At 55.4% G+C, this 20,574-nt stretch carries 19 protein-coding genes; 10 read left to right on the top strand and 9 right to left on the bottom strand.

From position 1 onward, the window contains the following. Window positions 1-115: 115 nt before the first annotated feature. Together VFO10_RS06350 and VFO10_RS06345 are read right to left on the bottom strand one after the other, a co-directional pair. Window positions 116-751 (bottom strand): hypothetical protein, encoded by a 636-nt coding sequence (locus VFO10_RS06350; protein WP_325138203.1) that lies wholly within the window; start codon window positions 749-751, stop codon window positions 116-118. After that, window positions 748-1,332: a hypothetical protein gene (locus VFO10_RS06345; protein ID WP_325138201.1), complete on the bottom strand. Its 585-nt coding sequence runs from the start codon at window positions 1,330-1,332 to the stop codon at window positions 748-750. The genes VFO10_RS06350 and VFO10_RS06345 overlap by 4 nt, the downstream gene beginning before the upstream one ends. A gap of 88 nt (window positions 1,333-1,420) precedes the next feature. Between VFO10_RS06345 and VFO10_RS06340 the strand changes: the two genes are divergently transcribed. Continuing rightward, the gene (locus VFO10_RS06340) at window positions 1,421-3,457 is read left to right on the top strand and encodes a hypothetical protein (protein ID WP_325138199.1); all 2,037 of its coding nucleotides are present in this window, start codon (window positions 1,421-1,423) and stop codon (window positions 3,455-3,457) included. On the opposite strand, the gene VFO10_RS06335 is transcribed toward VFO10_RS06340, so the two are convergent. Both VFO10_RS06335 and VFO10_RS06330 read right to left on the bottom strand, forming a co-directional pair. Then, a complete protein-coding gene (locus VFO10_RS06335) occupies window positions 3,454-4,119 on the bottom strand; it encodes a class I SAM-dependent methyltransferase (RefSeq protein WP_325138197.1) in 666 nt (221 codons plus the stop codon). The genes VFO10_RS06340 and VFO10_RS06335 overlap by 4 nt on opposite strands. 66 nt (window positions 4,120-4,185) lie before the next feature. Then, a complete protein-coding gene (locus VFO10_RS06330) occupies window positions 4,186-5,169 on the bottom strand; it encodes a hypothetical protein (RefSeq protein WP_325138195.1) in 984 nt (327 codons plus the stop codon). A 217-nt stretch (window positions 5,170-5,386) separates the two neighbouring features. Here VFO10_RS06330 and VFO10_RS06325 point away from each other — a divergent pair, with 217 nt between their 5' ends. The 3 genes from VFO10_RS06325 to VFO10_RS06315 all read left to right on the top strand — a co-directional run bounded on the left by VFO10_RS06325 (window position 5,387) and on the right by VFO10_RS06315 (window position 12,444). Beyond that, complete coding sequence (locus tag VFO10_RS06325) at window positions 5,387-10,609, top strand: SpoIIE family protein phosphatase (protein ID WP_325138193.1); 5,223 nt, start codon at window positions 5,387-5,389, stop codon at window positions 10,607-10,609. A gap of 213 nt (window positions 10,610-10,822) precedes the next feature. After that, window positions 10,823-11,602: a hypothetical protein gene (locus VFO10_RS06320; protein WP_325138191.1), complete on the top strand. Its 780-nt coding sequence runs from the start codon at window positions 10,823-10,825 to the stop codon at window positions 11,600-11,602. A 59-nt stretch (window positions 11,603-11,661) separates the two neighbouring features. After that, entirely contained in the window at window positions 11,662-12,444 is a 783-nt protein-coding gene (locus VFO10_RS06315; RefSeq protein ID WP_325138189.1) for a cyclic nucleotide-binding/CBS domain-containing protein, read from the top strand. Here the strand turns inward: VFO10_RS06315 and VFO10_RS06310 are convergent. Further along, window positions 12,386-13,429, bottom strand: a complete 1,044-nt coding sequence (locus VFO10_RS06310) for a hypothetical protein (RefSeq protein ID WP_325138188.1) — start codon at window positions 13,427-13,429, stop codon at window positions 12,386-12,388. The genes VFO10_RS06315 and VFO10_RS06310 overlap by 59 nt on opposite strands. Window positions 13,430-13,620: 191 nt before the next feature. Here VFO10_RS06310 and VFO10_RS06305 point away from each other — a divergent pair, with 191 nt between their 5' ends. The 6 genes from VFO10_RS06305 (at window position 13,621) to VFO10_RS06280 (ending at window position 17,614) form a co-directional block, all read left to right on the top strand. Further along, the gene (locus tag VFO10_RS06305; RefSeq protein ID WP_325138186.1) at window positions 13,621-14,016 is read left to right on the top strand and encodes a response regulator; all 396 of its coding nucleotides are present in this window, start codon (window positions 13,621-13,623) and stop codon (window positions 14,014-14,016) included. Between the two features lie 14 nt (window positions 14,017-14,030). Continuing rightward, complete coding sequence (locus VFO10_RS06300) at window positions 14,031-14,804, top strand: class III extradiol ring-cleavage dioxygenase (RefSeq protein WP_325138184.1); 774 nt, start codon at window positions 14,031-14,033, stop codon at window positions 14,802-14,804. A 69-nt stretch (window positions 14,805-14,873) separates the two neighbouring features. After that, the gene (locus VFO10_RS06295; protein WP_325138182.1) at window positions 14,874-15,761 is read left to right on the top strand and encodes a 1,4-dihydroxy-2-naphthoyl-CoA synthase; all 888 of its coding nucleotides are present in this window, start codon (window positions 14,874-14,876) and stop codon (window positions 15,759-15,761) included. After that, window positions 15,761-16,414 (top strand): 2OG-Fe(II) oxygenase, encoded by a 654-nt coding sequence (locus VFO10_RS06290; RefSeq protein WP_325138180.1) that lies wholly within the window; start codon window positions 15,761-15,763, stop codon window positions 16,412-16,414. Before VFO10_RS06295 ends, VFO10_RS06290 begins: the two co-directional genes overlap by 1 nt. Window positions 16,415-16,505: 91 nt before the next feature. After that, window positions 16,506-16,769, top strand: coding sequence for a GlsB/YeaQ/YmgE family stress response membrane protein (locus VFO10_RS06285; RefSeq protein ID WP_325138178.1), 264 nt, complete (start codon window positions 16,506-16,508; stop codon window positions 16,767-16,769). 152 nt (window positions 16,770-16,921) lie between these two features. After that, a complete protein-coding gene (locus VFO10_RS06280; RefSeq protein ID WP_325138176.1) occupies window positions 16,922-17,614 on the top strand; it encodes a patatin-like phospholipase family protein in 693 nt (230 codons plus the stop codon). Window positions 17,615-17,618: 4 nt separating this feature from the next. Here VFO10_RS06280 and VFO10_RS06275 read toward each other — a convergent pair whose 3' ends face one another. From VFO10_RS06275 to VFO10_RS06260, 4 genes are read right to left on the bottom strand one after another with little or no spacing between them, the layout of a single operon-like run. Beyond that, window positions 17,619-18,491, bottom strand: coding sequence for an MlaD family protein (locus tag VFO10_RS06275; RefSeq protein ID WP_325138174.1), 873 nt, complete (start codon window positions 18,489-18,491; stop codon window positions 17,619-17,621). After that, window positions 18,488-19,237, bottom strand: coding sequence for an ABC transporter ATP-binding protein (locus tag VFO10_RS06270; RefSeq protein WP_325138172.1), 750 nt, complete (start codon window positions 19,235-19,237; stop codon window positions 18,488-18,490). The genes VFO10_RS06275 and VFO10_RS06270 overlap by 4 nt, the downstream gene beginning before the upstream one ends. After that, window positions 19,231-20,034, bottom strand: a complete 804-nt coding sequence (locus VFO10_RS06265) for an ABC transporter permease (RefSeq protein ID WP_325138170.1) — start codon at window positions 20,032-20,034, stop codon at window positions 19,231-19,233. Before VFO10_RS06265 ends, VFO10_RS06270 begins: the two co-directional genes overlap by 7 nt. Next, on the bottom strand, window positions 20,031-20,531 hold the full coding sequence (locus tag VFO10_RS06260; protein WP_325138168.1) for a hypothetical protein: 501 nt from the start codon (window positions 20,529-20,531) through the stop codon (window positions 20,031-20,033). The genes VFO10_RS06265 and VFO10_RS06260 overlap by 4 nt, the downstream gene beginning before the upstream one ends. Between the last annotated feature and the right edge of the window lie 43 nt (window positions 20,532-20,574).

Here is a 20,574-nt window from a genome sequence, read left to right as displayed (position 1 = left end):
TCCCGAACTTGAGACGCGGGCTCGGACTTGTTTCTTTTTTAAGGTAAGAATCGGCCAAAGCCGAAATGTTTGGCTGCTTTATTTTACTGGGGAAGGAATACCGCAGGTCTTCATATCAGAGGTAATAACGCCAGGACAGGGTGAGCTCGGTGGCCCTTTGGGTCGACTTCTCGATGCTCATGGCCATCGAGAGAAGGGTGACCATGGCGTCGACGCCCAGGCTGGACTGCGATCCATACTTCCACGTCATACGAAGGCCGGTATCGAGATGAAGGTTGGATCCGGTCAGTTCCAAAGCGCCGACGGCCGAAGGCGTGGCCGAAAAGCTGGCATAACCGAGCCGCCAGGCCCAGCCCAACGCAAAATCGTTGCTGCTGGCAAAGGTGCCGGCGCGGAGACGATGGATCTGCTGCTTTTTCCCGCCCAGAAAATTCCAGACGAGACTGCCATGAACGCCTTTGCGAATGACCTGAAGACTGCCGCCATCGATGAGAAAGTCAAAACCTGCGGAGCTGGTAAAGCGGGAGAGGAGATATTCATTATAAACGCTGGCGCCGGTCAGAAGACCGCCAAAGCTTTTCGAGAAATTGTCTTTGGTGGTGAAGGTGCCGAAGCCCGCTCCAAAATGGAGATCAAGGTCCCAGGGATCTTTCGCTGGTACGGGAATGGTCTTGCTGACCCTCGTCTCGCTATCGCGATCCTGAGCCACGGCGGAACTGGCCAGAAAACAAAGCGCCAGAAGTTTTTTCATGGGTTGCTCAAGCGCAGGAGTTCTTCAAGATCGCGGTCCTCTGGGTCCAGATTCTTGGCTTTCAGAAAGGAAGCGCGCGCCTTGGACTTATTGCCCTCCGCTAAAAAGCTAAGGCCGGTGATGATGTGAGGGGCGGCGATATCGGGTTGTAACTGATTGATTTGTTTAGATATTTCTCGGGCTGTTTCCAGGTCTTTGGCCGTCAGGGCTTTGTAGGCGCGCATCATCATGCGGAAGGAGCGATTGAGTTCCTGCAGTCGGAGCGCGGCATCGCTCTCACCGGAGTCTTCCTTGCGATCCAGGCGCAAAGTGATTTCTGTTTTGCTGTCTTCCAGGGGTTTCACAACCCAGAACTGGGGATGCAGGTCTTCACCCCAGACGCGAATATACTGTCGTTTGAGTTTATCGACTTCAATGGCGACCGGCGTTTCCCCGACCAGATCGCCTTCACCGGCCTGGTCGTCGTAATCGACAAGGCTGATGTTGGCTTTTTCATTGCTGACGAGGGTCAGGGTTTTGGTTGCGCAGCCGCCGGTCAGGGATAAGCTCGCGAAAAGCATTAGAAATTTTTTCTTATTCATAATTCCCTTAACCTCGGCTGATAACCGACGATAAGCCCAGATATCAGGTGCAATTCGCCCTGTTTGCTGTCCGTAAAGGAAGTTTCCCATGGTCAGTGGCAAGTCTGCAGCCTTCGTGCTTTTCCTCATTCTAGCATCCGGTGTTTCATGGGCACAAGGAGCGCGTACCAAGGAAGTGGCCATCACGCCATCCGCCGAGTCGCAAACGGCCCTGGTTCGGCACGCTTTTGAAAGCGAGCTGGAGTCCATCCTGCAGAAATATCTGAAGCCGCATCAGTACGCGATGGACATCAATTTTAAAATGCCAGCGAATGCGCGCGGTATAGGTGATGTTCCTTATGCACCCGACTCCATCATCCCCGAATCCTATCAGGGTCTGCCGCAGCCTGCGCAGCTGAAAAAACTCCAGGACCTGAAAGTCAAGGTCCTCGTTCCGCAGTGGATGGATGGTCAAACCAAATCCACTCTGCAAAACCTCCTGAGCAAGCGCCTGGAGCAGCTCATGGGCGCTCAGGTGCCTTTGGAGCTGCAAAGCGTTCCCCTGAATGTGGAAGAACCAGCCAAACCCATTCCCGGTTTAAGCGCAGCGCCCGGTGCCGTTGCGAATAACGCGGCGGTCGAAGAGCTGAAGGCTCAGTTTGAAAAAGAGCGCGAGCAGCTGAAAGAGGAGCTGCGCGATCTGCAGGATAAACTCGCGAGCAGCGAGAAGACCCCGGGTGCCGCAGCCCCAGCCGCAAGCGGCAACAGCTTTCAGGAATTCTGGGATTTTGCCAAAGCCAATCCAGTCGGAGCGGCCATTGTTTTGATTTTGATCTATGGCGGTATTTTTACCTTGGCCTTTCTGCCTTCCCGTTCGATGGCGACCGGCCTGGGTTCGATCCAGGGGGCGTTTGGTGCCATTGCCAAATCCATCAAAGGCGTGGCGGATTCCATGGCTCGTTCAGGCTCCGGCGGCGGCAGTTCATCGGAAAGCGCGGACCGTGCGCCACCTGCATCCACATCCCCTTTGAGTGGCGGCACAGCGGTAGCGACCAGCAATAAGTCCCAGCAGCCCAGCTACCCTGAGCTTCGCGAGATGCTGCAGGAGCTGCAAAAACAGCATAAAGTACCGTCCGATCCCATAGCGATGGAAATGATCCAGAGTTTTCTGACCCAGGACGGCCAGGCCTTCAAAGCCGTGCTTGTACTTGAACTCCTGGGACCGCAGCATGCGAATCGCATCTTTGAACAGCTGGCTCCTGATCAGAAGGATACGATGCTGCGCTTGATTCAACGTGCAGAGCATGCTGTCTCGGATAAAACCGAAGTCCTTTACGAAATCGCCGAGGCCTATCAAACAAGGCTTTTGGCTGCCGGATGGAAGGGTGGAACGCGCGCCGCGCTCAATGATAATCTGCAGCGAGCCGTGGGTGGTTTGAAAGCGGATGAACTGGCCTTCATCGCCCGTCAGTTGAAAACAGAAGACGGTCTGCGTCGCTTCATGCTCTATCTCGATGCACCGGCCCTTGTGCAGCTCATTCAGAACTTCAAGCGCCAGCCCCAGGAAAAGGACCTCGTGCTCAAAGCCCTGGCTGAGATGCCCGAAGCTTTGGATGCCGGTCATGCGGATCGGGAAATAGATGGGGTCCTTCAGCATTACCTGACGCGCAAACGCGAGGATCGTTATCTGCCTTACCTCGCTCATTACGAAAGCATCATCGCCCAGAGCGGCGAGGATATGGAAGACGATCTGATGGAACAGATCAGCCTCAGCAATCCCACGGTGGGACGTCAGCTGCGCCGGCGCGTGGTTACAATCGGCAGCTTCTTTGCGCAGCCGGATAGTGTGCGTGCGGACCTGCTCGGGCCGTTCTCGAACTATGAACTCGCTGTGCTGGCGTCGGCCTTCCCGGATGATCAGAAGAAAGCCGCGCTCCTTAGCTGCATCGAACCACGACGTCGCGAACTCGTGCAGGAGCAGATGCATATGCTGGTCGATGAAAATAAGTATGCCCTCGCAGAAACCCAGCGGAATCTGAAGGCTCGATTGAAGGATGGTCTGCGTGTGCTGAAGGCCAATCAGGGGGATGATGAGCCCTTGGATGAGCAGGACGCGGCGCCGACGTCGTCGGGAGCTGCCGCCTAGCGTGTCAGCTGAAACGAATGAATCTCAATGGGAAGCTCATGACCGGAAATCATGAGCTTTTCAAGCTTATACTGCCCCTTCGTCTTCAGGCTCGACCCAAAGCGGGACACCGCGTAGCGACCGGGATCGGCAATAATAATCAGACATTTTTGAGCGGCGTGACGCAGGATGAAATCCTCAAGTTTCGGATAAAGATCCGGCTCATAGAGGATGTCGCTGCCGATGATCAGATCAAAGGTTCCGAGGCGCGCGCTGGTATTTTGAAAGGACGCGAGATGAAAGGTCAGGGTCTTCAGCTTATTCCGCTGACAGTTGCGGGCCAGGAGCGAGGCGACGCCGGGATGGTGATCCATGGTTTCCACCTGGGCTCCGAGCTTGGCGCAAAGAAGACTCGGCAGGCCAAGGCCGCAGCCGATTTCCAAAACCCTTTGCCCGCGGAGCGGCCAGTCTTTTTGCAGAAGATAGTTGGCCAGACCTTCCGCAGCAGGCCAGAGGCTGCCAAAGAGAGGCGGCTCGGGAAGATCCTTGGCAGGATCGCTCAGTTCATCAAAATGAGCCGAGAATTCACGGTCAAGGTCCGCGAAAAGTTCCAGCTCAAAGCGTTCCTGAGCCACAGCGACTGATTTTATGGTAAAGCGATTGTTCATACTTCTATTGTTCATGATCCTGAATACCCAGATCAATGGGAAAAAGTTTCCTACCCTGGACCTGGCGGCAAGTCAAGCCGCTTAAAAATTGTCATAGGCTTCCAGAAGGTCGATGAAACCCGCTGCGCTCGGGGTGAACAGGCGGCGACGGTAATCCACCGCCTGCGGCAGTCCCTTGGGGTGACAGGCCGTGCCATCGAACTCAAAGGGATCGGGCTTCCCATTTTTTTTATACAGTTCAAAGCTTACGACGGGGCGAGACATACAGGACCAGGCGTAGGCGTCAACAGTGGGTGCTTCCAGAGCCCTGAGCGCGGTCAGGAGTCTTTCGTTTTCGGTTTCGTCGAACGGAATCGTTCGCGATCCCAGACCGCGATCGCCGTCACAGCGTGAGACTTCGATACTGCGTGCGTCCGCATTATAGGTATAGGACCTTTGCCAGGGGCAGGCTGGATTGCCTGGCAAGAGCTGGGGAAAGACTATCGAAAATCCATTATGCTCGTTATAAATTTTGCGTAGCGCGCGTTCTTGAGTGATAGGGGCTCGCCTCGCTGCATAACCAAGACTATCATTCAAGCTGTTGGCCGCGATCTCATCAACGTAAGCCACACGGGAGCCGCAGCTCTTCCAGCCTGGTTTTGTGATCAAGAATGTTTCCTCGCCCACGCGACCTTGAAGGATGAGAGCTGCAGGGATGAAATCCGCAACGCAGGAACTGCCATGATCATCCAGTGTGTGAATGTTCTGAGCCATTCCCAGATAGAACTCTTTTTCCTCATGACTCAGAGGTGTCTTTTGATGCGTGATTTCTGGAAAACAGCTGCAGCGTTCTTCCTCAACAAATGATTCCTGAAAGGAAATCGTTCGTTTCACACGGAAAGGGCAGCTGATGTTGGAATATTCGGCACCCGTGCATTCATTCATGGCAGAAATGGGCGAGGAATACTCCACAATGGAAAGCGCAAAGGTATCCGCCCGCACCGGATAACTCACCTTGGGTTTGGAGCGCAAGACGCTACAGCTTGCCCATAGCAAACTCAGACCCAGGACTACGGCCTGCCGCATAATTCCCTCAAGAAGTATAGAGGGAAACATGCAAGAAATGGGCACGACCTAAATCATGGATATCCCTGGGCTCCATTTGTCAAAGCTTCACCACTTGGTCAAAAGCATAAACATTCAAAATTCCTCTCTTGTTTTAGACGGCGAGCCTCGTAAACCCTCAATCTTTCCAGCAAAGCCCCGAAACAGAAAGGGGATTTAACACAATCCAGGAACCCGCATGAGCGCATGGTCCAGCCAACTCTTCACCGATGTCGAGCTTCTTTACGAGCTCTGCGGCATCCGTGTGGCTCGGGCGCGGACTTCGGATGGGACGCGGGTCCTTTTGAAATCCTTCGACAACGCCTTTCATCCCGAATGGGACGTCGGGCTATTGGAAGCGGAAGCCCAGCTGCTCGAAAGTTTTCGTCTGCCCTGCTTTCCTGAATTGATCAGCCTTTGGCACGAAGGCACAAGCACCTGGGCCGCCTATCAATTCCATGAAACCTTGAGTCTTGATCATTATCTTCACATCGAAACGCTGACCCTCGCCGAAAAACTGCGGGTCGGACGCAAAATACTGGATGCCCTGAGCATGATGCATGAAGTCTCGCTGATTCATCGCACGCTCTGCCCGCATCTCATCCGAATCACCAAGGACGGCGAGACCATCATCTTTCAGGACCTTTATTTCTCGGTGCATGAAGGCCATCGCGGAGCCCTGGTGCAGGATATTCCCTTTCCCCAGGTGTCCCTGCCTTTCATGGCTCCCGAGCAGTTCGGCCAGATCGAAAATCGCCTGTCGCGCGCCAGTGATTATTATGCCCTGGGCCAGGTTTTGTACCGCATCCTGTCCGGCAGCAACGCCTTTCAGAGCAGTGATGCGCGCGAGCTTCTCTATCAGCATCTGTCCGTGATTCCCAAGCCCCTGCATAAAAGCATCGAAGGCCTGCCGATTCCTCTTTCCCAGATCGTTCAAAAACTTTTGGAAAAGGTCCCGGTTGATCGCTACCTCACCTTCGATGGCATACGAACAGACCTCGGGCAGGCCGCCGCCATTGTCGAAGGGCGTATGCCCGGCAGCACGCGTTTTCCGCTCGCCAGCACCGACGTGCTCGATAAACTCACGATACCGGAAAAAATCTATGGACGCGCCGACGCGCTGCAGACTCTGATTCGCGGCGTCGATCGCTTTTTGGAAGGCCGGCCCACCTTCATCATGCTGCGGGGGCCGGAATATGCGGGCAAGGCTCTTTTGGTCAAGGAACTCTGGCGGCCTCTGGCCAAGAGCCGCGGCTACCTCCTGCAGGGATCTTTACAGAAGCACCGCCTCGGCATTCCCTATGAAAGCCTCGCTTTGGTGCTTGATCTGCATCTCATGCAGCTTCTCTACCGGCCCAAAAATGAACTTGAATACTGGCGTAAAAAAATAACGGAAGCCTGCGGACTCAACCTCGCCGTGCTCCTGGATCTTCTGCCCAGCCTCGATCAGCTCTGTCCCGGTCTTGCGCCGCTGCAGAATCTGCCGCCGAAGCAGCAGGAAAGCCGTTTCGAATTGACCCTGAAAAATCTGGTGCGGGTGCTCTGTGAACCGAATCATCCGCTCTTGCTCTTTTTGGATCAGCTGCAATTTTTGGATGGCAGCTCGGCAAGGATTTTAAAAAGCCTCACTCTTTATGATCCCGTGCCGCATCTTCTTTTCATCGGCGCCTTCCGGGAAAATGATCCTGAAGTCACGGCGACCTTCCGCGAGTTTCTGCAGGAGGCCGCGCAGCAGTCCTCGTTCCTGGAAATCCAGGTGCCGCGTCCCGAGCGGCGCGACATCGTGCAGATGGTTCAGGACATGGCGCGCAGCAGCGATGAAAAATTTCAGGCGCTCGGCGAGCAGCTGCATCTTATGAGCCATGGCGACGCGAGCGTGATCGCATCCGTCATCGAAAAACTCTGCGGCATGGGGGCTCTGCGCTTTGATGCCGAGCAGCATCGCTGGCAGATCCGTGATGATGTCGTGCGCATCTGCCAGGCCATGTCACCCAACATGGTGAGTCTGCAGGAAGAGTGGCGCTGGCATCCGGGCTTTGAGTATCTGAAATATGCCGCGATCTTAGGCATCAGCTTTGAAAGCAATGACCTGCAGGCGCTCCTGCCACCCGGTGCGGTGCGCTGTGGCCTCTATGATACGCTGCATGACGCCATACAAAGCGGTCTGATCGTCGCCTTGCGCACAAGTGAGTTCCGCCAGTTCCAGGTGCAGCCCACCCGTAACTGCGGTTTCATGTTCGCCGCCAAAAGTTTGCGCGATAACATCTTGCACCGACTCTCGCCGGCCGAGAGTCGGACGCTTCATGAACAGATTTATCTTTATCTCCGTGTCAAAGGCAACGGCAGCATCCGTATGCAGACCCTTATGAAAGCGGCCCGCTGTCTGGATGAGGCGCGTTTGCAGAAGGCCTTCTTCCATGCGGAAGAAGTGGCCCGCATCAATCTTCTGGCCGCCCGCGAGGCGCGGAAAATCTGTGATTATGAACTCTGTCTCCATCTGGTCGAGCAGGCACTGTCCTGCTTCGGCGCTGATCGCTGGGAAAAGCACTATCAGCTTTGCGTGGACCTGCTCACAGAAAAGGCAGCGGCCGCCTTCATGTATGAACTCCGTGACGAGCTGGATGCCGCCGTCCGCGAGGTCGTCGATAACGCGCGCAATCCTCTGGACGCCTTTACCTGCCAGGAGCTCATGGTCGAAGACCTGCTCCGTCGCAACATCTTTCAGGGCATCCTCTATGGCAAGCGGGTCATTTTTGAGCTGGGCCTCGCCGTTCCCGAATTCGTTGGCCGTGCCCAACTCATGCGGGAGCTGCTCAAAGTCATCCGGCTCGGCGATCCGCGCCATGTGATGGAAACCATCATGCAAAAGGGCCCGACGGTCGATGCGAAAATGGATGCCGCCTTTCGTTTAAGCCAGCGTTTGTCATCAGCCTCCTATCTGGTGGAACCCTTCCTGGCGCCACTCTTTGTCTGCAAAGGCATTCTGATGGCGCACGAAAAAGGCACGACCGCAGAAATGCCCGTGATTTGTCAGAGTTTCAGTCTCATACTTCTGGCGCTGACAGGTCGTATCTCCTATGCCGCGGATCTCTCGGCCGTCGCGCGGGAAAAAGCCCGCAGCGTCGGCAGTTCCAGCACCCGCTGTCGCGTGGAACTCCTCTACCAAGGCTTTATAAGGCCCTGGCTCGAACCGATCGGGCGCAGTATTCAATCGCTCCTGGGTAACTTTCAAAAGGCCCTTGACTGCGGCGATTACGAGTTCGCCACTCACTCCTTCAACCTTTATGCCATTTATAGTTTTCAATCGGGTCGGCCCCTGAAAATCTTTCAGGATGAGATGCGAAAATACGCGCGCCTTCTGGATGAACTGCACCAGGAGCACCTGATTCCGCATCGCAGCGTGTTCGTCGAGGCCGCGGCGGTCCTGCTTGGGGAAACCCAGGACGGTTTATCCTTGAAAGGTTCAGCTTTCAATGAAGACGACTACAGCAATTTCCTGCATACCGTTCAGGACTGCGCATTCTACTATCATTCTGCCAAGCTCATGCTGGCCTTCTATGCTGATGAATGGACGGTCGCGGCCCATTATGCCGATGAAGCCCTGAAACTCAGGGAAGCGGTGCTGGGATCGTGGGGGCTGACGACGGTCCTGTTCTATGGGGCGCTGGCGAGCCTGCGTCTGGCGGCCGGGACGGAGGGCCTGGACAAGCGGCGGCTGGAGCGGAAGGCGAAAAAAAATCTGCGGCAGCTGCGGCGCTTCATGGGCCAGGTGCCGTGCAATGTGCAGCATCGAGTCTTCATCTTGGAAGCCGAATGGGCCCTTCTGCATGAAAAATCCGAGGACGCCATGCGTCTTCTTCATGAGGCGATGCTGGCCGCGCGCGCCTCGGGCTTTGGTTTTGAAGAGGCTCTGGCGGCCGAGCAGCTCGGCTTTCTCTGTAAGTCGATGCGGCTTCAGGAAAGCGCTGATCATTGGCTGGGTTTGGCCCTGCGCCTTTATGCGGAATGGGGCGGGGTACGCAAGGCCCAGGCCCTTTTAGGGCGCGTGGCGCTGACTTCGCCCATGGCTCCCATCGAGGATCTGGTCAGCACCGGCGGCAACGAGCTGACCTCCTTCCGCACCGCGATCGCGGACATCGCCCGTGAATCGGACGATCGCCTGCTCTTCAAGAAAGTGATCGCCTATGCGTCGCAACTTTCCGGAGCGCAGACCGGTCAATTGCTCACCCGCGATGGCGTATCGCACCGCTGGAACGTGATTGCCACCTTTCAGGATGGTCAGGTCGACGTTAAAAGCCCGGATGCTATTCAGGATTCCTCAAGCGTCTGTTGGCCGGTGATCGGTTATATCGAACGCACCAGAAGCAAGCTGGTGATCGACGACGCTCATGTCGCGCAGAGCATGCTTCCGGGGCTTGAAAAAGAGCTTTACATCATCAAAACCGGCGTCAGGGCTATCGTCTGCCTGCCGATCATCACGGGTGATCGGGATGCCTATGAGCTCCTGGGAGTGCTTTATCTTGAACATCGACAGATGTCGCATGCCTTCAACGGGCAGAAAATAGAAGTTCTCGAATTGCTCGCGCAGATCACCGCCGGGCGCATTGAACTTTCCTCCAAGGCCAGTTCACTGGAGGCTTCATTCCGCGAGGTGCGGCAGGTGCAGAGCGCCTTGCTGCCGAATCAATCCATAAGTCCGCATTACGCGATATCGCACTATTATCGTTCCGCGGAAATCAGCGGCGGCGACTGGTTCGGTTTCTTCGAGGATGAGGAGCAGGGCCGACTCTACCTTTTCGTGGGTGACGTCACCGGTCATGGCGTCCCGTCGTCCTTGATTACCGGGACCGCTGCAGGTTCTTTGTACTCCACGCTTTATGCCTTCCGTTCAGCGAGCGTGAAGCTGAGCCTGGAAGAGACTCTCATGACCCTGGTCAAAGCAACGAATCAAACCGTCTTGGAGACCGGCGCGAAAGTCGATCGACTCATGACGATGGTGTTCATTGGTATCGACACCAAAACCGGCGCGGGAACGATGATCAGCGCCGGACACCAGCCCGGCCTTCTGCTCGGTCGGAATCGAATCAGTGGCCTGAAAGCCGCAGGCAGTCCTCTTGGGCATCGCACCGATGGCAACTGGAAACCGCGCAGCTTCCAACTTGAAAAAGGCGATGCGCTTTTCCTCTTCACCGACGGACTCCTCGAAAATGTAGGGCCGCAGGGCGAAAAGATGAATCTCAGAACGCTCGAAAAAATTCTGGAGAACTCACGATCTCCTCATGATTTAAGACGCCAGATTCTGGAAGAAGCCTTTCATGTTTGGAAAGAACACAAGCCAAGCGATGATGTCACTTTTCTTCTTGTGCGTTGGGGTGAGGCTCTGGACAAGGCTTTGGACGAGCCCTGGAGCGATTCTGCTTGAGCCTGAAATCGGGCAATTCGACTCTGCATGATTCCTGGTCTTCCATTTTTCGCGTAATCGACGTAATATTCAGCCCACCCCCGAATAGGGGGCGACAACAGTGTCGACTTCACAGTCAAATGTGTCTGTCAAGTCATTGCTTTGATACAAAGGCCGTCCCGTGCATGGCTTTTGCAGCAAGGCTCTCGAACCACTTGAAGAGGCTTGTCACAAATGGGTCCTTTCACCCTCAGCGTAATCTTGTATGCGGCTGCTCACGCCGGACAAAACTGCGAAACGGTCTTTCAGGAAACCGCTGCGAAAGTCAACCCCAGCATCCTTTCCAATGGGGAGCGCCCCTACCTGGAAGAGCTGGCCTACGCGGCCTGCCAGACAACGAATCCCGATATCATCTGGCAGATCGTCAATCAGGAATCAAGTTTCCGTTTTGTCATCGCAAGGGACAATGCAACAGAAGGCGGACGCGTTTATCGAGGCCCGGCCGCCATCGACTTTCTTAAAGATCTGCAGAAGAAATCCCGCCGTAACCCCGAAAAGGCTGCCAGCGTTGATATTGGTGCCATGCAGTTCAACTGGAGCTGGCACCATGACGGCTTTGGCAAAGACCCCATCCGGATGCTGTCCCCCAGTGCCCAGGTTGAATATCTGCTGGAAAAATTCGGAGAGCATATCTATCAGCGCTGCTCGCGCCAGTGGGTCGGCTGCTATCACAATGCCTCCGACCGCGAGCGTGGCCTCGCTTACCAGACGGCCGTCCAGAAGAAAGGCCGCATCCTTCAGCTTCAGGCTCTTTATTATCTGAAGGGCGCCTTGAAAGAGATGAGTCCCGAACAGAAGGCCTCGCTTCCACGCCTCCGTAAAGAGGAATTCTTTCAGGTCCTGAACCAGTCGCGGGCCATCCCCCTTCCCGAGCGGGAAATTCGGCGTTTTGTTATCAATCCGCCTAGTCTCGCCCCGGAAGCAACGCCCCTTTTCCGTGATCTTCGCAGCTAAGGCCATTGACGGCTCTCCCCCGGTCCCTTGACAATGGAAGGGAGAGGAGGGCCTCACCCATGAAAGAACTCATCAAGCGCCGTCTGGTATTCGTCGAAGCCGAACAGACGATGACCGATGTCGTGGCCACCATGCGCGACCAGAATATCAGCAGCATCCTCGTGCTCAATCACGATCGCCATGTCGTTGGCATCGTCACGGAGCGCGATATCGTCCAGAAGTTCACGCTGCTCGAAAAGCAGGAGAAGCTTCATGCCAGCGTCGCCGCGTTCATGACCCGGCCCGTGGCCTTTGCCCGCCTTTCCCATCTTGAAGAGGATGTGCGCGAGATGTTCTTTCAGAAACATCTGCGCCACTTCCCTGTGAATGATGGTTCGGTCCATGAAAAAGATATACTCGGTATGCTGACCGTCACCGACATGACCCGCGCCTATCTGAAATCCGGGCAGAACCTGAAGAAGGATCTGGTCAAGGAATCGCTCGTCATCGTCTCGCGCGATATCGGGACGAGGAAGCGTTATCAGACGCTTTTTGAAGCCCTTAATTTCACCGTGATCACAGGCGGAGACATCGACCTTCTGGTGCGGCAGGCGCTGAATGGAGTTTATCCCATAGTTTTTGATGTCGATAATTTAACGCTCGATGAAGCCAAGAAAGATCTGGCCCGACTCAAAACGCATCGCGGCGTTTTCATCGTCCTGAGTTCCCAGCCTCAACTGGTGGAACCCTTGAAGAAACTTCTGAATAACGATCTGCACTGCGTGGCGCAAAAGCCGCTGGATATCAGCTATATTCTGCTTCTGCTGTCGCGTTTGAATCAGGCGGCGAGTCAAGCGTCTTGAAGAAGGCGGTCAGCTGCCATCCCTCGGGTGATTCCGCGCTGTCCTGAAGCGAGGCTCCCACGCGCTGAAGCATTTGTTCCGCCAGGGTCCTGTCGGCATAAGCCCAGGGCTTGCCATGCTTCGCGTTATCGCGGTAGCGAAGGCGCAGGCCGTCACCCTCCGGTTCAAGGTCCAAGCTGATCTCTTTCCCGTTTCCATCCTGGTCCTTGAAGCGATCGACGCTATGCAGGATGAAATGCATGAAGAGAGTCTGCATCAGCGTTGGATGCCCAAGGGCGTTCGGAAGGTCGGAAAGGGCAGGGACGCGTACGTGGATGCTGTGATACTCCAGAGGACGCTCCACGAACTGCAGAGCATCCTGGAGCACTTCCGGCAGGCTGAGCGACTGCAGCGGCTCATGCCTGGAGTCCCGGGTCAGAAGGCTCAGCTGGGTCAGAAGCTTCAGCATTCTGTCATTGGCAAGAAGACTGCGTTCGATCTTGCGCCGCTGCGCCGCGGACAGGTCATCTTCTTTCATCTGATCGAGATAGCCTGTGACAATGGCAATCTGATTGCGCAGCTCATGACCCAGCCCCACGGTCATGCGACCCCAGACATGGTAGCGCGCGATCTGCAAAAGCCCGTCCTGCAGTTCACGGATCCTTTCTTGTTCCCGATGCAGCATAAAGTGCAGCGTGCTGACGAGGCTGCTCAGAAAAACCAGGAGCACGGCAAGGCCAAAGCCGGATGGGATGGAGCGCCAGGGATTCATGGACAGGACCTCCCATGAGAGGGAGGCGGACATGACACAAAAGATGCCCACCGTCAGGAAGGGCGCTTTTCTGTCCCAGATATATCCGGCGGTCAGAGCCCATACCAGAAAACTCCCATAAGCCCAGCTCGCAGATCCGACGAAGAATTGCAGTGACCAGCTGAGCAAAAGACTGACGCTCCAGACGACGCGAAGTCGATTTTTGCTGTATTTGATGGGCAATGAAGGCAACACTCTCATGTCCTGGATACTGGCCACGATAATGATTGGTATCGGCTATATTTGCTGAGGGATAAGGCCGCAGAGCATAGGCTGCCGTGCGCCTTTTGTGAAGAACTCCCAAAGAGTAAAAAAAAGCTGAGGGAACCCGGGGCCTTCTGTATTATAAGGACCTAAGGCCTGCGAAAGTCTCATGGGTGTTACAAATGAACGAAAATCCAATTTCGGTGCTGGTAGTGGATGACGAGCCGGTGTTGCGTGAACTGGTCGCGTTTATATTAATCGATAAGGGTTTTCAAGTACTCGAGGCGGAAAGCGGCGATGCCGCTTTTCAGTTGATCTGCAAGAATGATTTTGATGTCGTTGTCAGTGATGTGCGCATGCCCAATGGTAGTGGCGTCGAATTGCTGACCCGGATCAGCAGCATGACCAAACGCAAACCCATGGTTTTTTTGGTGAGCGGCTATTCCGAAATCAGTCTGGAAGAAGCGCGGAGACTTGGTGCCCGTGATCTTCTCAATAAGCCTGTCGACTATGACAAACTCTGTCAGGCCATCATTTCCAGTGCGCGCACCAATCAGCAGCATTCGAATTCCGGCTAAGGGGGCGCAACGCCATGTCTGACGCTTCTCGCATGCCCGTTCTCTTCGTCTCTCACGGCGCTCCCAGCAAGGCTCTCGATCACAATCAGGCCGCGCACTTCCGCGCCTGGGCCAAGGCCCTGCCGGCCCCGGAAGGCATCATCGTGATTTCCGCCCACTGGTGGGAACACGCGATGCAAATCTCCTGCTCCGATCCCTTGCCGACAATTCATGACTTTGCCGGCTTTGGCGAGGAGCTGAAAAAGATTCAGTATAAGGCCCATGGTTTTTCACCCGAGCAAAGAGCGCGGGTGCAGGCCTGCATCGGTCCATTGGATGAAGTGGAGCGAGGCCTGGACCACGGGGCCTGGGTGCCCCTCATGCATATGTATCCGGATGCTGCCTTTCCCATACTGCCGCTGGCTTTAAGGCTTAAGGATAAGTTCCCACGCTTTTTTGAAATCGGAGAGAGACTCGCCGTTTTGCGTCGCGAGGGTTTTCTGATCATCGGGACTGGCGCCGCCACCCATAACCTCGGGGCCTTCGAGGAGGGACGGACGGATGCGCCAGAGTGGGTGACTGACTTCGATCGCTGGCTGCAGGAACGTCTTCTGGCTCGGGACAAGGACGCTCTGGTGGAGCCGCGCTTTATCCAGCCCCTTTTCCGCAAGAACCATCCGACCAATGATCATTATGCCCCGCTTCTTGTCGCTCTGGGTGCAGCATGGCAGGGACTGCAGGATGTTCGATTTCCCATTCAGGGGATGGAGCACGGAGCACTCAGCCTACTCTGCGTGCAATTCGACTGATTGTGTTTGACCCCCTGGCGTGAACTGTTGAATAAAAGAGGCCTGATTCGGCTCAACATGAGGTACGTCATGGTTTCTCCACTTTTTCGCGCCGCCAGCTGGGAAAAAGTTCCTGGCTTTGATTTTTCCGATATCACTTACCACCGGGCCATAGGGCAGGGAACTGTTCGGGTCGCCTTCAACCGACCTGAAGTGCGCAATGCCTTCCGTCCGAAAACAGTGGATGAACTTTATACCGCATTGGATCATGCACGCTGCAGCGCTGACGTTGGCACGGTGCTGCTCACCGGGAATGGTCCATCACCGAAGGATGGGGGCTGGGCCTTCTGTTCCGGTGGGGATCAGCGCATTCGCGGCAAGGACGGTTATCAGTATGAAGATAATGCAGCGGCCCCGACCCGCCTCGGTCGCCTGCATATTCTTGAAGTGCAGCGATTGATCCGTTTCATGCCCAAGGTCGTGATCGCCGTCGTACCGGGCTGGGCCGTAGGTGGTGGTCACAGTCTTCATGTCGTCTGCGATCTGACCCTTGCCAGTCGCGAACATGCCATCTTCAAACAGACCGATGCGGACGTCGCCAGCTTCGACGGTGCTTTTGGTTCGGCATATCTGGCCCGCATGGTCGGACAGAAAAGAGCGCGCGAAATCTTTTTCCTGGGTGCCAACTACAGCGCCGAGGAAGCCATGGCCATGGGCATGGTGAACAAGGTCGTGCCGCATGAGCAGTTGGAAGACGTGGCTCTGGAATGGGCTGGTGAGATCAACAGCAAATCACCAACGGCCATTCGCATGCTGAAGTTTGGTTTCAACATGATCGACGACGGCCTTGTCGGTCAGCAGCTCTTCGCCGGGGAAGCTACCCGCCTTGCCTATGGTACCGACGAGGCTGAAGAAGGCCGTCGGGCCTTTTTGGAAAAGCGTAAGCAGGACTATTCCAACTTCCCTTGGCCTTACTGATGAGAAAGACCTTTGCCGAGCGTTCGGAGACTCTGGATCAGCTGGCGATCGACGGCTATGCCGTGATTCCCGACGCCTTGCCCCCGGCGCAGACGGAAGCTCTGCTGCAGGAATGGCGAAGGCGCTATGCTGAAGGCGCTTCGACTCCGGCCCAGATCGGCAAAGGTCATCAGAAGCACGAAGCGCAAACCATTCGCAGTGATCGCATTCATTGGCTGGACCCCAGCGATCCCCAGCCGGCAGTGGCGGCCTGGTTCGAACTCGTTCGCAGCTGGAGCCGTGCGGTCAATCAGGGGCTTTATCTTTCCATCAATGCTTTTGAGTGCCACTTTGCAGTTTACGAGGCGGGTGCATTTTATCAAAAGCACCGCGATCGCTTTCAAAACGACAACGGCCGCCGTCTGTCGCTGGTCTTTTTCCTGAACAAGGATTGGCAAAGCCAGGACGGAGGTGAGCTGGTGATCTATGACCCCGAGGATGAGGACCGCATTCTCAAAATTGTTTCACCCGCTTTCGGTACCCTCGTCCTCTTCGATAGCCAGCGCTTTCCGCATGAAGTCCGGGCCCCGAAGCGCCAGCGCCTTTCCCTCACGGGCTGGCTGAAATCCATTCCTGCCCATGAAGCCGCTCTGAACGGAACGGGCTTCCTCTGACCCCGCATGACCCCCGAGCCTGGCAAAACTCTTGCAAAGAACGAAATGGGATTGTGATGGTATCACGGTAACCTGCGTAAAGGGGACATATATGGGTTTGGAAACGATTTTGATTTGGGCTGTTATTGGTTTGATTGCGGGCTGGCTCGCATCCGCTGTCGTCGGCGGAGGATACGGAGTACTCGGTGATATAGTGATCGGTATCGTCGGTGCCTTCATCGGCGGTTTTCTTTTCCGTGAGCTCGGAGTCGGAGCCCCTTTCGGTGGGCTGGCCGGAACTATTTTCGTGGCCTTCATCGGTGCGATAGTTTTGCTGCTTCTGCTGCGCCTCATTCATCGTGCGCAGCGAACGTGAACGGGTTTTGAAATAGCGACATTGAGAGGGGAAGCCGGAAGGCTTCCTTTTTTTATTTGTAAAGCGTGGCATTGAATTCGCATTGCTTACGTTATGACGATAGGAGATATCGTCTGCTTTCAAGGAAGGCTCAATGTGCAGGAGGTGAACATATGCTGGAATTTTCCTTGCCAGGAGGCGGTCTTTGGGGAATCGGTTTAACCGGTTTTTTATGCGGTTTGCGAGAACGGCGTCTTGTTCCTGATGTGGTGTGCTCTGTCTCCTCGGGAAGTCATGCAGCGTATCTCACCTACAGCAGCAGCGATGCAATGCGCTCGCTGCAATGGTTTCAAACGGCCCGCGATTTCCTTATCAGTAAACCCTTGAAGCGTTTTCTTCCGCCTTACGATATGCAAGGCGAAACACTGCGGACTCTTGTGCAACCTTTCATTGCCAATCCCGAGAGTTTCGCGAGCATCGGGCTCCGGCATTTCTTCGTCGGCTATGTGAGCCTGAAAAGCCGCAGCTTCGTGATGGAGGATATCCTCGCCCATCCTTCCGACCTGGCCTATAAAGTCATCATCAAGTCCTCGACCATTCCCTTCCTCACCAACTTCGTGCCGCATTTCGATGGCTGCATCGATGGTGGCTTTGTGACCAATAACTTCACATCGAAGCTGGAAACCACGGAAAAATGGATGATTTCTTATGATTTCGGCCGGCTGCCGGTGTTGGACAAAAAAACCTATCATCGGCGTATCGTCCTGCCAAGGCCGAAGGGAACGCCGCTTTATATGAGCAATGATCAAATGAGTGAAATCTTCGAGCGCTGCTACGAGATCGGCGTGACGCTTCACGCCGCCTGACGCCTCAACGAGGATTTTCCTTGTCCTTGCCGTCCTGCTCGGCCGCTTCGATGAAGACCCGCCGGGCGATCTTGCCGCGATCTATGCGTCCCAGGATGGAACGCATGTCCTCATACATGCTGCGGTCATTCACCAAGGCCCCAAGGGTACCCTGGCCGGCATCTATTTTCTTCGCCACTGAATCCAAATGAGCGGTGGCGCTTTCCATGCTCGCAAGGCTATTGCGCAGCATGCGTTTGGAGGCGGGATCATTCAGCATGGCGAACATCGAATCCTCGGCGGCCATGCGCGTCATGATCTGCCGCAGGGCGCGGGTGGAAACCGTAACGTCCTCGGCGGCAGTTCCGACGATTTGAGCATCGGGAAGGCCGGCGGCGAATTCGTCGATTTTTTTCGTCGTGTTGCTGACCTGATCCATGATCACAGATGACTTCTCGACCATCTTGGCAAGGTTATCCGCTTCACGGGTCGCAATCACCGAACCTTCAGGCAGGTTGTTCGTTCCTGCCGTGTTCCCGGGATAGAGCGAGACGAATTTATCCCCCAAAAGACCCTGGGTTTCCAGGGCCACCGAGGCGCTCGGGCTGATCAGATCATAATAGGGGCTGTCGACGCTCAGGATGGCGACGATGGCCAAGGCCCCGTTCGGTGATTCGATTTTGATATTCGAAACGTGACCGACTTCCACCCCACCGATGCGCACGGGAGCGCCTTCGATCAGGCCCGAGGTATTGGTGAAATGAGCCTGATATTTCCGGGATTTTTTAAAGAGATTGACGTTGTCGCCTGCGAGGAGAAGGGTCAGTCCCGCGACCGCTGCCACGCAAATGACAAAAACACCCAGCTTGATTTTGGTTCTTACGCTTGCCACTTTCACTCGACGTCTCCCTTGATATAAGCCTCAATGCGTTCGTCCGGTTCCCGGTCGATCGCGGCACGATCCTGAATCACGGCAATCCTGCCTTCATGCAAAAAGGCAATGCGATCCCCGACAGCCAAAGCGCAGGGTACATCGTGAGTCACCAGAATACCGGTCTGTCCATGGGCCTTGCGATCCAGCATGAGGCCCGAAATTTTTTTGATGTTGGCCGGATCCAGTCCCGCCGTGGGTTCATCATAGAGAATAAGCGCCGGATTCAGCATCAAAGCGCGGGCCATGCCCACGCGTTTTTGCATCCCACCGCTCAATTCAGAAGGATAAAGTTGGGCGATATCCGGCATCCCGATGCGTTCGAGCATGTCATGAATCGCCTTCTGCCTTTCGTCAGGAGGCATGTCTGTCAATTCCCGCAGGGGATATTCCAGATTTTCCGCGACGGTCAGACTATCGAACAGAGCCCCATTCTGAAAGGAGTAGCCGACCTTTTTCCGTACTTCCCGCCACGCGCTTTCATCGAACTGCGTGATGTCCTCGCCATCCAGAAAAATGGACCCGGCAGCCGGAGCATCAAGACCGATGATGGCTCTCAGAAGCGTGCTCTTCCCCGTGCCGGAGCCGCCGAAGAGGACCAGGATTTCCCCGGCCTTGACGTCAAGGTCGAGTCCGCTATGAATCACTTTGGAACCAAAACGCGTTTCAAGGCCTCGAATGGAAAGCAGGGTTGTCCCTGCGTTCTCTACCATTGCAGCATCCATTGCAACTTGGTGATGAAAAAATCGCCCACCAGGACAAATATATTCGCAACAACGATGGCCGTGGTGGTGGCAATACCGATCCCGGACGTTCCGGTCTGCGTACGCATGCCCATGAAACACGAGATAAGGCCGATGACGCCGCCGAAGATCGAAGTCTTGGCAAGACTGAACAGAAGATCATCGAAGGGTACGGCATTCATGGTCTTTTCAATATAAAGCGAAGGCGCGATCCCAAGGCTGCTGATGGAAACCAATAGCCCACCGGCAATGCCGGCGATATCGGCCAGGAACGTAAGAAAGGGCATGCCGCAGACCAAGGCGATGACGATCGGCGCCACCAGCTTTTCCTCGGGCTTTGTGCCCAGGGCCCTGAGGGCGTCTATCTGCTGGGTGATCTTCATGGATCCCAGTTCAGCCGCCACGCCACCCCCGGAACGCGCAGCCACCATCAGACAGGCGAACACCGGACCAAGCGCCCGCACGATGGCAAAGGCGATGATGTTCGGCACATAGAGTTTGCCGCCGAAGCGGGACATGCCCTGACCGAACTGAAGAGCCATGGCTGCACCCGTGGCAAAGGAGGTGATCACGACCAGAAACCACGAGCTGATTACGAGGGATTGAAAGCGTTCGATGATCACGCCCGGTGATTTGAGGGCCTTCGGGACACTGATCAGAACGTCCTTGGCCATATAAAGGAAGTCGGCAACGACTTCAGCCGCATGGGCCAGAGGAGTTCCCACATGATAAAGAAAGAGCGGTACGCCATGCGATCTTTTTGTCATCGAGCGGCTCTTTCCTGGAAACCTTGGAGCGAGCGGTCAAAGGCCATACGGCTGCTGGAATCGAGCTTGGGGCCGGCCAGGATGAAATCATAGAGACAGGTATCCGTCCGCACCACACCGATGCGAACATTCAAAGGTTTTCCATCCACCTGCCCGCGCGCTTCCGTGATCAAAGCCGGATGACCGCCGACCATAGCGCTTTTGGGAGCATCGACGACCTCATGTTCCGGCAGCTGCTTCAGGATGTCGGTCGAGAGTTCTTCCAAAGGTTTATAGCGAGCTTCACCACAGACCGAACTGACATTCAGGATGGCCTGATCCAGGCGATTGCGATAGGCGCGATCAGCCTCGCCGGGATCAATCGGTTCCCAGTCGGCACCAGGCTCTGGAATCTTATAGGCCTCGCTGCGTGAATCCTTGGTTCCCATGATGGTGGAAAGACAGGCGGGCAGCGGCAAAATCAAACCGATCAGGATCCAAAAGGAAAGCTTTTGCATCGCTTTTACTCCCATGAACAAGCGTCCAGAAGCGGACTTGCCC

Origin of the sequence: Oligoflexus sp., assembly GCF_035712445.1 — a bacterium.
Lineage (GTDB): Bacteria > Bdellovibrionota_B > Oligoflexia > Oligoflexales > Oligoflexaceae > Oligoflexus.
Note: the sequence above shows the minus strand (reverse complement) of the source record. Positions and strands in the feature narration are given on the sequence as shown.

Coding starts and splice junctions, on each gene's coding strand:
- VFO10_RS06270 (WP_325138172.1), bottom strand. CDS start 19,237: ATGGTAGAGAACGCAGGGACAACCCTGCTTTCCATTCGAGGCCTTGAA.
- VFO10_RS06335 (WP_325138197.1), bottom strand. CDS start 4,119: ATGAACAATAGAAGTATGAACAATCGCTTTACCATAAAATCAGTCGCT.
- VFO10_RS06295 (WP_325138182.1), top strand. CDS start 14,874: ATGGTTTCTCCACTTTTTCGCGCCGCCAGCTGGGAAAAAGTTCCTGGC.
- VFO10_RS06345 (WP_325138201.1), bottom strand. CDS start 1,332: ATGAATAAGAAAAAATTTCTAATGCTTTTCGCGAGCTTATCCCTGACC.
- VFO10_RS06305 (WP_325138186.1), top strand. CDS start 13,621: ATGAACGAAAATCCAATTTCGGTGCTGGTAGTGGATGACGAGCCGGTG.
- VFO10_RS06265 (WP_325138170.1), bottom strand. CDS start 20,034: ATGACAAAAAGATCGCATGGCGTACCGCTCTTTCTTTATCATGTGGGA.
- VFO10_RS06320 (WP_325138191.1), top strand. CDS start 10,823: ATGGGTCCTTTCACCCTCAGCGTAATCTTGTATGCGGCTGCTCACGCC.
- VFO10_RS06260 (WP_325138168.1), bottom strand. CDS start 20,531: ATGCAAAAGCTTTCCTTTTGGATCCTGATCGGTTTGATTTTGCCGCTG.
- VFO10_RS06330 (WP_325138195.1), bottom strand. CDS start 5,169: ATGCGGCAGGCCGTAGTCCTGGGTCTGAGTTTGCTATGGGCAAGCTGT.
- VFO10_RS06300 (WP_325138184.1), top strand. CDS start 14,031: ATGTCTGACGCTTCTCGCATGCCCGTTCTCTTCGTCTCTCACGGCGCT.
- VFO10_RS06290 (WP_325138180.1), top strand. CDS start 15,761: ATGAGAAAGACCTTTGCCGAGCGTTCGGAGACTCTGGATCAGCTGGCG.
- VFO10_RS06325 (WP_325138193.1), top strand. CDS start 5,387: ATGAGCGCATGGTCCAGCCAACTCTTCACCGATGTCGAGCTTCTTTAC.
- VFO10_RS06315 (WP_325138189.1), top strand. CDS start 11,662: ATGAAAGAACTCATCAAGCGCCGTCTGGTATTCGTCGAAGCCGAACAG.
- VFO10_RS06350 (WP_325138203.1), bottom strand. CDS start 751: ATGAAAAAACTTCTGGCGCTTTGTTTTCTGGCCAGTTCCGCCGTGGCT.
- VFO10_RS06280 (WP_325138176.1), top strand. CDS start 16,922: ATGCTGGAATTTTCCTTGCCAGGAGGCGGTCTTTGGGGAATCGGTTTA.
- VFO10_RS06340 (WP_325138199.1), top strand. CDS start 1,421: ATGGTCAGTGGCAAGTCTGCAGCCTTCGTGCTTTTCCTCATTCTAGCA.
- VFO10_RS06285 (WP_325138178.1), top strand. CDS start 16,506: ATGGGTTTGGAAACGATTTTGATTTGGGCTGTTATTGGTTTGATTGCG.